General features: G+C 35.9%; 13 protein-coding genes. 1 reads left to right on the top strand and 12 read right to left on the bottom strand.

Annotation, left to right across the window (positions count from 1 at the left end):
* Window positions 1-203 precede the first annotated feature (203 nt).
* Genes AAAT26_RS01830 through AAAT26_RS01820 form a run of 3 tightly spaced genes read right to left on the bottom strand, consistent with a single transcriptional unit; the run spans window position 204 to window position 2,300 of the window.
* Window positions 204-1,265, bottom strand: a complete 1,062-nt coding sequence (locus AAAT26_RS01830) for a protein arginine kinase (protein WP_123137906.1) — start codon at window positions 1,263-1,265, stop codon at window positions 204-206.
* A 9-nt stretch (window positions 1,266-1,274) separates the two neighbouring features.
* Window positions 1,275-1,814 (bottom strand): UvrB/UvrC motif-containing protein, encoded by a 540-nt coding sequence (locus AAAT26_RS01825; protein WP_123137905.1) that lies wholly within the window; start codon window positions 1,812-1,814, stop codon window positions 1,275-1,277.
* Between the two features lie 6 nt (window positions 1,815-1,820).
* Window positions 1,821-2,300: a CtsR family transcriptional regulator gene (locus AAAT26_RS01820; RefSeq protein WP_004696020.1), complete on the bottom strand. Its 480-nt coding sequence runs from the start codon at window positions 2,298-2,300 to the stop codon at window positions 1,821-1,823.
* Between the two features lie 213 nt (window positions 2,301-2,513).
* On the opposite strand from AAAT26_RS01820, the gene AAAT26_RS01815 reads away from it, so the two are divergent.
* Window positions 2,514-3,020 carry an S-adenosylmethionine decarboxylase family protein gene (locus tag AAAT26_RS01815; protein ID WP_004696023.1) on the top strand — a complete coding sequence of 169 codons (507 nt, stop codon included), beginning with the start codon at window positions 2,514-2,516 and terminating at the stop codon, window positions 3,018-3,020.
* 80 nt (window positions 3,021-3,100) lie between these two features.
* On the opposite strand, the gene AAAT26_RS01810 is transcribed toward AAAT26_RS01815, so the two are convergent.
* The 9 genes from AAAT26_RS01810 to groL form a co-directional block, all read right to left on the bottom strand.
* The gene (locus tag AAAT26_RS01810) at window positions 3,101-3,784 is read right to left on the bottom strand and encodes an HAD hydrolase-like protein (protein ID WP_004696982.1); all 684 of its coding nucleotides are present in this window, start codon (window positions 3,782-3,784) and stop codon (window positions 3,101-3,103) included.
* 1 nt (window position 3,785) lies between these two features.
* Window positions 3,786-4,211: a Fe-S cluster assembly sulfur transfer protein SufU gene (gene sufU / locus AAAT26_RS01805; RefSeq protein WP_004696027.1), complete on the bottom strand. Its 426-nt coding sequence runs from the start codon at window positions 4,209-4,211 to the stop codon at window positions 3,786-3,788.
* 14 nt (window positions 4,212-4,225) lie between these two features.
* On the bottom strand, window positions 4,226-5,455 hold the full coding sequence (locus AAAT26_RS01800) for a SufS family cysteine desulfurase (protein ID WP_004696029.1): 1,230 nt from the start codon (window positions 5,453-5,455) through the stop codon (window positions 4,226-4,228).
* Between the two features lie 12 nt (window positions 5,456-5,467).
* Window positions 5,468-6,514, bottom strand: a complete 1,047-nt coding sequence (locus AAAT26_RS01795) for a SufB/SufD family protein (RefSeq protein WP_008714047.1) — start codon at window positions 6,512-6,514, stop codon at window positions 5,468-5,470.
* A gap of 9 nt (window positions 6,515-6,523) precedes the next feature.
* Complete coding sequence (gene sufB, locus AAAT26_RS01790; RefSeq protein WP_004696034.1) at window positions 6,524-7,933, bottom strand: Fe-S cluster assembly protein SufB; 1,410 nt, start codon at window positions 7,931-7,933, stop codon at window positions 6,524-6,526.
* Window positions 7,934-7,941: 8 nt separating this feature from the next.
* Window positions 7,942-8,685, bottom strand: a complete 744-nt coding sequence (sufC, locus tag AAAT26_RS01785; protein ID WP_004696035.1) for a Fe-S cluster assembly ATPase SufC — start codon at window positions 8,683-8,685, stop codon at window positions 7,942-7,944.
* 294 nt (window positions 8,686-8,979) lie between these two features.
* Window positions 8,980-10,236, bottom strand: coding sequence for a diaminopimelate decarboxylase family protein (locus tag AAAT26_RS01780; RefSeq protein WP_008601096.1), 1,257 nt, complete (start codon window positions 10,234-10,236; stop codon window positions 8,980-8,982).
* A gap of 63 nt (window positions 10,237-10,299) precedes the next feature.
* Window positions 10,300-10,716, bottom strand: a complete 417-nt coding sequence (locus AAAT26_RS01775; protein ID WP_123137904.1) for a DoxX family protein — start codon at window positions 10,714-10,716, stop codon at window positions 10,300-10,302.
* Window positions 10,717-11,047: 331 nt separating this feature from the next.
* Complete coding sequence (groL, locus tag AAAT26_RS01770; RefSeq protein WP_349208781.1) at window positions 11,048-12,673, bottom strand: chaperonin GroEL; 1,626 nt, start codon at window positions 12,671-12,673, stop codon at window positions 11,048-11,050.
* Window positions 12,674-12,675: the final 2 nt, after the last annotated feature.

The following is a 12,675-nucleotide window of genomic DNA, read 5'->3' as shown; positions in this document are numbered from 1 at the left end:
ATTATTTCTTTTCAAATATATATAAACAATGGTGAAATAACCATTGGAATATCAAAAATATTATTAAACTCTATTAATCTATTATGCTATCTAGTATTAATATTTACTATTTTTTACAAATCTCTTAACGGTAAACTAAGAAAATTATATAAATCAATCTATACAAAATAAATAATCATGCATTAATTATTTATGTATTTATATTAATTTGAAAGTTTTTGACGTATCACCTTTGCACGATAGCTGTCGCGATCGGTATCTGTCAAATTTTCACTACCTAAGTATTTAGAGAGGAAGTTTGGTCTAGTTATAGCAACAAGCTCATTAAAAGTATCTTTACCCCAGAATGGTAATATTTCTAAATCTACACCTAATTGAATGTCGCTAAGCTTACTAAGTGCCTCTTTACCGCTTACACGTCGTGCATATTGTAAAATTCCATAGGATCGCCAAAGTATATCTTCCAAACCTTCTTTATCGTTGTGTAATAAAGATTGCCGAGACTTTCGTTCTTCTGCAATAATTCCTTCTACGATTTTAATCAATTGCTCAATAGTTGCTTCTTCACTAATACCCATCGTTCGTTGATTAGAAATCTGGTAAATACAACCTAAAGCTTCGGAACCTTCCCCATACAACCCTCGTACAGAGTAACCTAGTTGTATTATGTTACGAATGAGTCTCGTAATACGACCAGATAACGTCAATGCGGGTAAATGTAACATAACAGAGGCCCGTAAACCTGTACCCACATTAGTGGGGCAAGCAGTTAAATAACCAAATCGCTCATCAAAGGCATAAGGGTATTTTGCTTCGATAGCTTTATCAATTTGAACCGCATGATTATAAGCTTGTTGCAATTTAAGTCCTGGAGCCATAGATTGAATACGTAAATGATCTTCTTCATTTACCATAATTGCGATAGAAGCATCATCAGATACAATCAAATTACGATACGGTAATTGTTCCTCTAAAGCAGGACTCATTAAATGCTTTTCAACTAAGACAGCACGCTCACGTTGACTTAATTGCTCAAGGCTAATATTTGTATATTGGTGCTCATCAGCCTTTTTTAATATTGGCAATAGGCCTCGAGAGATTGTATTCACTTTTTCTAAGGAAACTGTATCTTCACGATTCGTAAACAATATATCATCAAAATTTCTCGCCAATCGTATACGACTTGAAATTACAATGTGGTCTGTCGCCTCTGTATCCTGACACAGCCACTGACTTAGCGGAGAGTCCAATATAGTATCTAACATAAGAACCTCCTATTCGTTATCACCATCAATGATAACTTCTAGATTTTTAATTTTATCTCTCAAAATTGCAGCTTCTTCAAAGTTTTCAGCTTGAATAGCTGTATCTAATTGGCGGCGCAATTGCTTTACTTCATACTTTGCTTTAAATACATTAGTACCACGACTAGGTATAGTCCCTTCATACTCAGAACTACCTTGTATTCGTTCTAATAATGGATTTATTTCACTATTAAAAGTCTCATAACATTGACCACAGCCAAACTTACCTACCCGATTGAATTCATCATAAGTAATACCACACTGAGGGCAGCTCTTAGATTGATGAGCTTTTAATAAGTTATCTGGATACACCATATTCTTAAAAAAATCATTAGTAAAAAAGTTATTATCCCACATATCATTCATAAAAGAACTATAAGGAGATAATTTCCCAGCTTGTTGTAACTTGGTGGCACAACTACTGCAAAGATGTTGCTCAGTCTTTTGATTATTTATGATATTAGTCATATGGATAGTAGCTTCATTTTTATGGCAATGATCACATAACACAAATCATCACTCCTTCCGCAAAGTGTCCACCATTGATGCATATAATTGACGAACAGCATCATTACGTTCTTCTACGTCTACATTTTCAATTAATGTAGCAAAAGAATTATGCATCAATTGAGCTTCACGACGGGTAATCTTTTCAGATTGTAATAATTGAAATAATGATTGATCTACATCTCGCATATCAATTAATCGTTCTACCGTATTTGGACCTTCATAAATCCGATAAGTTGTAACAGCAGGTAAAGAATCTGAACTTTCTGGGTTAATTTTTTTGATTCGAATATATCCACCCAAGCCACGTCTTGACTCAACATCGAAACCGCGCTCATTAGAAAAACGCGTACTTAATACGTAACTAATTTGGGATGGCGCACAATCTAATTCATCAGCCAATTCATTACGCTTTAAAATTAGCTTTTCTTGTTCTTCACGCATACGGTCTAATATAAATTTTTCTATTTTATCAGCTATCATACTCATAAAAAACACCCCTTTAAAGTTTATTTACTATAGTTTTGACTATTTGTTCTTTAACATAACTCTATTATATTTGACTTTTTGACCTTAGTCAATATAAAAGTCAAATTTTATAAAAATAACGTTTGACTTTTAATGTATTCTCATATAATTGGACTTAATCCTTAAATCTATGTATAATAAATGAGATATTATTTTCTGAAGGAAGGTGTTGTTATGGCAGAAGCATTAGGACAAGAACTGTTAATTGATTTATATTCCTGCGATGAAGACGCAATTTCATCCGCTACAGCTGTACAGGAAAGTGTAGCAACCGCATTTGACTTAGCTGAACTTGATGTAGATGAAATCAGTTGTCAAGTTATGGACGAGGAAATCGCCCTCCTTTCTGTCGCACCAGGTTTTCACTTTACATTGCACACATATCCTGCACTTGGTTATGTAGCAGTTGATTTGTATTCCTTCGAGCAAACATTACCACTTACATTAATTATGAAAGCCCTACGTAAATCTTTTAGAGCTGAAAAAGTAAAGGCAACGAGTGTGCAACGTGGCGACTTTGGTAACGAACGTGATATGAAGCCACGTCGCAAAACTAAGATTACTACACTTGGTCGTGTTTCTCGTACACGTATCCAACTCAAACAAACAGGGGGCAAGTTGAAAAAACAAAGTGCTAAGGTTATCAAAACATTAGCTAAAAAAAGTGGCCTAAAAAAATAACATAAAATGAAGATGCAAAAAAGCTAGAGGATTTCCTCTAGCTTTTTATTTGGGTTGATATGTAATTCTATTTATATAGCTTATCTACGAACCATCATTTCTTCAAGATTGAGAACATCAGCAATTTCATCAACATCGTCACAGATATATTCGGCATCCGCTTCTTTTAACTCAGATTCCGTACCATAACCATAGGTAACGCCAATGGAGATACAGCCAAGTTCATTAGCTGCTTCTACATCGTACTTACGATCTCCAACCATGAATGTCAATCGACGACCATTTTCATCAGTTAATGGGTTACCACATAGCGTGAGAGCTTTTTCAAGAATTTCTTTTTTGTGTAACAATCCCGCTTCGTAATTAGCACCAACAATAACATCAAAGTATGGTGTCAATTCAAAGTGATCAAGAATATCTTTAGCATAATGTTCTGGTTTTGCAGTAGCTACAGCTATAGTATATTGTTCAGTTTTGCATTTAGCCAATAAGTCTACAATATTCGGATATACTTTATTTTCAAATTTACCGATGGTACCATAACGTTCACGGAATTTAAAGTATGTTTCTTCCGCTTGCTCAAAGGTCAAACCACAATGTTCTTGGAAAGCATCTACCAATGGTGGTCCTAAGAACAATTGTAATGTTTCTTCATCAGGTACAGTATAACCGAAATGTTCCAATGCAAATTTAATGCTTTTAAGAATACCTTCTTGAGAGTCAGTTAAGGTTCCATCTAAATCAAATAATATCGTTTTCTTCATATTATTTCTTTAAAGCCTCTTTCAATGTATGCCATGCAAGAACTGCACATTTTACACGTGCTGGCATATTAGAAATATTTTGTAGAGCCATAGCATCTTCTAATTCTTCTAACTCATTTTCATCGGTAATCTCTTTTTTAATCATACCCAAGAAAATTTCTACTAAACGAAGTGCTTCCTCAACAGATTTGCCCTTAATGATATCAATCATCATAGATGCAGATGCTTGGCTAATAGCACAGCCAGAACCTGTATATGCAGCATCTTTAATGATACCATCTACTACATTGAGTTGTAATGTTAGATCATCACCACAACTAGGGTTATGTCCATGTTCAGAATTTGTAAATTCAGATAATTCATGCTTATTACGTTTATCTTGGTTATGTTCCAAAATAAGTTCCGTATATAATTGATCCATTTCCATTAGTGGTAATTCTCCTAATCTTTAAAACCCATTACTGAACGAACAGTCTTTAATACTTCAAGGAATGCGTCTAAATCTTCCTTGCGAGTGTATAAGTACATACTTAAACGAGTAGATGCAGATACATTGTAGAACGCACCTAATGGTTGTGCACAATGGTGACCGGAACGAACGCAGATTCCCTTAGAATCCAAAATTGTAGCTACATCATGAGGATGTACATCATCTACAGTGAACGCAATAACGCCATGTTTTTCCTTAGGATTCTGAGAACCAATAACATGGACATGTGGCAATTCAACAATCTTAGGAAGAATATAAGCTACTAACTCCTCTTCATAGGCTTCTATAGCATCCATTCCAAAGGATTCCAAATAGTCAATAGCTGCATGCAAGGAAACGGCACCATCAGCATTTGGAGTACCTGCCTCAAACTTATATGGAAGCTCATTGAATGTAGCAGTTTGCTCTTTTACATACTCAATCATATCGCCACCCAATAGGAATGGAGGCATAGTTTCTAATAAATCACGTTTACCGTATAGTACACCAATCCCTTGAGATGCACACATTTTATGGCCAGAGAATACGAAGAAATCGCAATCCAATGCTTGTACGTCAATTTTTTTATGAGGTGTAGATTGAGCACCGTCTAGAACAACAATAGCACCTACAGAGTGAGCCTTCTCAGTTAATTCTTTTACTGGGAATTCCATACCAAGCACGTTACTAACATGAGCGAAAGCAACAATTTTAGTCTTTTCATCAATTTTATTGATTTCACCATCTTTTAAGTGCCCATGTTCATCAAGATACATGTATTCTAAGGTTGCCCCCGTCTGTTCTGCCACATATTGCCATGTTACAAGATTCGCATGATGTTCAGCAACAGTAATGACAATCTTGTCACCTTTTTTCACATTATGAAGGCCATAGCTGTGGGCAATCAAGTTCATTGACTCCGTACTATTACGTGTAAATATAACCTCTTCTCGTTCGCGAGCATTGATAAATTCAACTACGCGATCCCGTGCATTTTCATAGTCTTCAGATGCTTCAATGGCTAAAATATGAGAACCACGATGTGGGTTACCATTACGTTGTGTCATATGTTCCACAACACGGTCAATTACGGACTGTGGAATTTGAGCAGTAGCACCGCTATCTAAATAGATAACACGATGCCCATTATGCTCTTTATGTAATATAGGAAAGTCTTTGTATGCTTCTGCAATTGGTCTCATAAAAACGCCTCTTTAAATTTTATTACGTACAGCTGCTAACGCTGCTTCTTCAATCGTTTCATCACCAATGCGATCAATAATAGGTCGAATCATAGATTCAACAATGATATGTTTTGCCTCTACCTCACTAAAGCCACGGCTCATGATATAGAACAATTTATTATGATCAATTTGGCCTGCACTTGCTGCATGATTACCAACTACATTATCTTCTTTACACAATAAAAGTGGTAACGAAACAGATTTTACAGTTGGATCTAACAATAAGCAAGTATCTTCTTCTGCACCTTCAGAAGCTGTTGCTCCATTAAGGAAATCAAGGGTCCCTCTGAAGGATTTTTTAGAATTGCCACTAAGAGCACCTAAGGTATGAATATCACTAAATGATTTTTTACCACCATGACTCATAACCATAGAAATATCAAATTTTTGCTCTTTATTACCAAGATAAGCAATGTCATGAACCATACGGGATTCTTGACCTACTAAATCATGATAGTAATTCAAGATGTTTTCACTGCCACCAATTTCAATATTGATGTATTCTACATCTGCTTTTTCTTCTAATTTAGTGTATCGATGCTCGATATGCTGTACATGTTCAGGCAAAAGATTTACCTTTTTTACTACAACCTTACCAGCTTCTTTCACATCGTATTCGTTTAAATAGCTAACATTTGTCAATGCATCGCCAGAACCAGTTACATAGAATTGTACTTCTAGCTCAGCACCTTCACCAACGATAAATTGGAAACGGTTTGCTACACGAGCATTAGCATCAATGCGGATGCCTACAACTTCTTTCGCCTTAGGAGGCACATTGATAGCATAGCCTTCCGCTTTTTCAACTAATACATGAACAGCTTCTTTATTAGCACCTTCATAATTACCATCTAGTAATGCTGTACCAACAGGTAATGGTGAAAGTATATTTTTATTAGCTTCCACAGCGATGGATTGTACCGCTGTATCTTCTCCAGCTAGAGAGCTTACAGTATGATTAACGCGCAACCATCTGAATGTCGGTCTAGGGAGTTCATTAAATAGTAATTCGCTCATAATTCCTCCTTAACCGATAGAACCTTCTAATTCAAGATTGATTAGATTGTTCATTTCTACTGCATATTCAAGTGGCAATTCTTTAGAGATTGGCTCTACGAAACCACGAACTAGCATCGCACGAGCTTCTTCTTCGCTAATACCACGAGTCATAAGATAGAAAATTGCTTCGTCGGAAATACGACCGATTTTAGCTTCATGACCTAAATCCACATTGTCATTTTCTACGATAATAGCCGGAATTGTATCAGATTGAGACTCAGCATCAAGCATCAAGGATTCACAAGAAACTGTTGCTTTGGAATGTTCAGCTTTAGGGCCAATCTTCAAAAGGCCACGATAAATTGCAGCGCCACCGGATTTAGAAATGGATTTAGAGTTTACATTACTTGTTGTATATGGTGCATTATGTACCACTTTACAACCTGTATCGAGGAATTGTCCTTCACCTGCGAATGTTACACCTGTAAATTCAGCATGTGCACCTTCACCGTTGAGAATACTCATTGGGTACAAACAAGAAACTTTGGAGCCAAAGGAACCAGATACCCACTCAATTGTACCATTTTTACCTACTACACAACGTTTTGTGTTAAGGTTGTACATGTTTTTAGACCAGTTTTCAATTGTAGAATAACGCAATGTAGCATTATCTTTAACGAACAGTTCAACAGCGCCTGCATGCAGGTTAGACACATCATACTTAGGAGCAGAACAACCTTCGATAAAGTGCAATTTAGCCCCTTCTTCTACGATAATCATCGTATGTTCGAACTGACCAGCACCTGGTGCATTCAAACGGAAGTAAGATTGCAATGGAATCTCTACTTGTACACCTGCAGGAACGTATACGAAGGAACCACCAGACCAAACGGCACCGTGAAGAGCAGCCCATTTATGGTCTGTAGGTGGAATTAATGTCATCCAGTATTTTTTTACGATTTCTTCATGTTCATGTAATGCTGTTTCGATATCAGTATAGATAACACCTTGCTTAACAAGATCTTCTTGAATACTGTGGTAAACAACTTCAGAATCATATTGAGCACCAACACCAGCTAGAGATGTTTTTTCCGCTTCTGGAATACCTAAGCGGTCAAAAGTACTTTTAATTTCTTCTGGAACTTCATCCCAGTTTTCTTTCATATCTACTTTAGGCTTAACATATGTATGAATATTTGCCATATCTAAGCCCGAGATATCAGGAATCCAATTTGGAATGCCCATGCGATTATAGATTTCCAAAGACTTTAAACGGAAATCGAGCATCCATTCTGGTTCATTTTTATTAGACCAAATCTCACGGATAATATCTTCTGTTAAACCAGCATCAGAGATATAAGAATATTCAAATTCGTTCTTTATATCATAGACGCCACGGTCCATATCCGCGACTTGGGTTTTCTTTCTTTCTTCCATTATGCCTCCTATGCTAATGCTTTGTATGCGTCATAACCTTTTTCTTCGATTTCACGTACAAGAGAAGCATCACCAGTTTTAACAATCTTGCCATTGATCAACACATGAACATAGTCTGGTTTTAGTTTTTGTAAAATTTGGTTATGATGAGTAATGATTAATACAGCATTTTCTTCGTTATGGAAACGTTGTACACCTTCAGATACGATACGAACCGCATCTACGTCAAGGCCAGAATCAGTTTCATCAAGAATAGCCAATTTAGGATTCAAAATGGACATTTGAAGAATTTCATTCTTCTTGCGTTCACCACCAGAGAAGCCTTCATTTACATAACGTTGCGCATAAGATAAATCAAAGGATAATTCATCCATTTTTTCTTTCAATTCTTTTTTGAAAGATAATGCACGTACATTTTCACCAGTAATTGTGGATTTAGCTGTACGAATGAAGTTTTCTACAGTAATACCAGGAATAGAAATTGGATTTTGGAAGGACATAAAAATACCCGCTTTTGCACGATCATTTACTGCATCTTCCGTAATATCCTTACCATCAAAAATGATAGAACCACTATCTACTGTATATGTAGAGTTACCCATGATTGCATTAGCAAGTGTAGATTTACCAGCACCATTTGTCCCCATCACAACATGAATTTCACCTTTATTAATTGTTAAATCAATACCTTTTAAGATTTGTTTCTCTTCAACAGATACCTTTAAATCTTTTATCTGAAGTAATTCAGCCAAAATGTTCACTCCTTTTATTTGTATGTAACCATAAGAAACATACACTCATTATATATAAAACGTATATACTGACACATATAAAAAGGCGGTACGCACTAACGTGAATACCGCCGTAATTCTCGCCAACTTAGCAAGTATGTGCATAACAATCTACACTCATTATACATTCTTATCTAAATGATAGCAAGATATTCCTACTAAAATATACAGGAATTAAAAGAATATCAAGTATTACATATATTGATAGGTTTTTATTAATATTAATTCTCATCCTATTCGATTCTCAATATTAAATTATAGGTTTGAAAAATCAAGAGTTCCAAATAAATCATCATATGTTTCAGCACGACGAATTTGTGTAACAGAGCCATCTTTATGTAGCAATAACTCTGCAGAACGTAATTTACCATTATAATTGAAACCCATAGAATGTCCATGTGCACCAGCATCGTGAATGATGACACGATCTCCAATATCAATTTTTGGCAGCTCTCGTTGAATAGCAAATTTATCATTATTTTCACATAAGGAGCCTGTTACATCATATACATGATCCTTGGGAGCATTTTCTTTCCCCATTACGGTAATGTGATGATAAGAGCCATACAACGCCGGACGCATAAGATTTGCCATACAAGCATCTAAACCGATGTAATGACGATAAATATCTTTTTTATGAATAGCAGTAGAAACAAGATAACCAAATGGACCTGTTACCATACGCCCACATTCATAAGCCAATGCTACATCATTAAGTCCATTAGCTACTAAAATTCGATTATACGCTTCTTCTACACCCTTGCTTAATACGCGGAAGTCTACTGGTGTTTGTTCTGGTTTATAAGCTACACCTACACCTCCACCTAAATCAATAAATTCAACAGTGATACCAAGTTCTTTTTTAATATCTACAGCAAGATTAAAGCAAAGCTCTGCTGTACCAACTAAACCGTCAATATCAAGTTCGTTAGAAACAACCATTGTATGAATACCAAAGTGTTTTACACCTTTAGCTTGTAATTGTTTGTACGCTTCAAATATTTGTTCGCGTGTCATACCATATTTAGCTTCTTCAGGAAGGCCAATAATTGTATTGCCCCCTTCTTTTAAAGAACCCGGATTATAACGCACGCAGAATGTATCTGGCAAAGAGCCATGATTTTTTTCTAAATATTCGATATGTGTAATATCATCAAGATTGATGATTGCACCCATTTCAAGTGCCTTTTTATACTCCACATATGGTGTATCATTAGATGTGAACATAATATCATGGCCCGTAATACCCACTTTTTCACATAAAAGTAGTTCCGCTAAGGAAGAACAGTCTGCGCCAACCCCAAGCTTTTGTAACAAACGCATGATATACGGATTTGGAGTTGCTTTAACTGCAAAATATTGCTTAAATCCCTTATTCCAAGAGAATGCATTGATGAAAGATTTCATATTCTCAATAATTCCTTCTTCATCATAAATATGGAATGGAGTTGGATACTGAGCAATAATATTTTCTAATTGTTCTGACGTGAATGGAACTGTTTTTTTGTTCATGATAACCTTTCTACATAAATAAAAGACTCATCAGCCGATGAGTCTTTTATTCTAATTTCCTAATTATTTAAATAAAGCTTTATCTAAACTAAAGCGACCAGCACCAGCAAAGAATAACATAAGTGCACCAAAGCCTAATTGAGATGGGTAGTCCCAGCTAAAGAAACTACCATTCAAACTCACAATAGTCGCAGTTGCTAAAGTACCTACAACTAGAGTAGCACCAATACGTGTAAATAATCCTACTGCAATGAGAATACCACCAATCATTTCTGCAAGTGCTGCCATAGTGCCTAACATCTCATAACCACCGGATACACCTAAAGGTGCTAACATAGTCCCTACTTTGTAGAGCCCTTCAGCTCCGCTAAGCCATTTTAAATAACCATGATAAAACATGGAAATGCCCAATGCAAGGCGATAAATCAATAAGCCAAAATTTACATAATTAGGTTTACTTTTAAAAATAAAGTTCAACATAGTGATCCTTCTTTCAATTCAAATATAACAAATCGAATAAATTCGATACACTAATTATACTATTAGAGAATAACTATGTCAATAAGACTCACTATTAAATTCTATAGAATTATATCATACATTATATACAAAATCAATTTTATCGATGTAATCAACATAATATCGTCAGCTTAAATACAATCATAGTTTTTTTGAAATTTGAAATTTAAAATATTACACCCTTACAACAGATTAATTTATCAGTAAAAAATAATCCTAATGAATATGAAAATGTAATTCACAATTCATTAGGATTATTATGTTTCTTATAAAATTTATTCTAAGCAGCTGATTACATCATACCGCCCATACCACCCATTGGAGGCATTGCAGGAACTGCTGCATTTTCATCTACCTTATCAGCTACAATTGTTTCAGTAGTTAATACAAGAGATGCGATAGATGCGGCATTTTGAAGAGCAGAACGAGTAACTTTTGCAGGGTCAACAATACCAGCTTTAACCATATCGATGTATTCTTCAGTCAAGGCATTAAAACCTACACCAGCTTCAGTATTTTTAACTTTTTCTACTACTACAGAACCTTCGAGACCAGCGTTGTATGCGATTTGACGAAGTGGTTCTTCTACAGCGCGTTTTACAAGGTTAATACCAGTTTGAACGTCACCAGTAGCTTCCAATGTATTCAATGCAGGGATGATATCGATGAATGTAGTACCACCACCAGCTACAATACCTTCTTCAACAGCTGCACGAGTTGCATTCAATGCATCTTCAATACGAAGTTTCTTATCTTTCATTTCAACTTCTGTAGCAGCACCTACTTCGATAACTGCAACACCACCGGACAATTTAGCTAGACGTTCTTGTAATTTTTCACGGTCGAAATCAGAAGATGTTTCTTCAACTTGTGCACGGATTTGGTTAACGCGTTTAGCAATTACATCTTTATCACCTGCGCCATCGATGATTGTAGTTTCATCTTTAGTGATGCGAACTTGACGAGCTGTACCAAGGTCTTCAAGCTCTACAGAATCAAGCTTACGACCCATATCTTCAGTAATAACAGTACCGCCTGTTAAGATAGCGATATCTTCAAGCATAGCTTTACGACGATCACCAAAGCCAGGAGCTTTAACGGCTACAGCTTTGAATGTACCACGCAAACGGTTTACTACTAATGTAGCCAATGCTTCCCCTTCTACATCTTCAGCGATAATAAGAAGTTCTTTGCCTACTTTTACTACTTTTTCAAGTGTTGGCAACATATCTGCGATGGCACTGATTTTACGATCAGTGATCAAGATATATGGGTTATCCATAACAGCTTCCATACGATCAGGATCAGTTACCATATAAGGGGAAATGTAACCACGATCAAATTGCATACCTTCTACTACATTTAATGCAGTTTGCAAACCTTTGGATTCTTCAACAGTAATAACACCGTCATTACCAACCTTTTCCATAGCTTCAGCAATTAAACCACCGATTTCTTCGTCAGCAGCGGATACGCTTGCAACTTGAGCAATTTCAGCTTTACCAGAAACTTTGATAGAGCGTTTTTTAATTTCTTCAACCAAAGTTTTTACTGCTGTTTCAATGCCTTTTTTCAAAATCATTGGGTTTGCACCGGCTGCTACATTGCGCATACCTTCTTGAATCATAGCTTGCGCCAATACTGTTGCGGTAGTAGTACCATCACCTGCTACGTCGTTAGTTTTAGTAGCAACTTCTTTTACTAATTGAGCACCCATGTTTTCAAATGGATTTGGAAGTTCAATATCGCGAGCAATGGTTACACCATCATTTGTAATTGTTGGGGAACCAAATTTTTTATCCAACACAACATTACGACCTTTTGGACCTAATGTAACTTTTACAGCATTTGCTAATTGATCGACGCCACGGCCTAAAGCGCGACGAGCTTCTTCATTAAACAAGATTTCTTTTGCCATAT

Origin of the sequence: Veillonella parvula, from assembly GCF_040094895.1 — a bacterium.
GTDB lineage: Bacteria > Bacillota > Negativicutes > Veillonellales > Veillonellaceae > Veillonella > Veillonella parvula_L.
The sequence above is the reverse complement of the archived record's forward strand: the minus strand, read 5'-3'. Positions and strand labels throughout refer to the sequence as shown.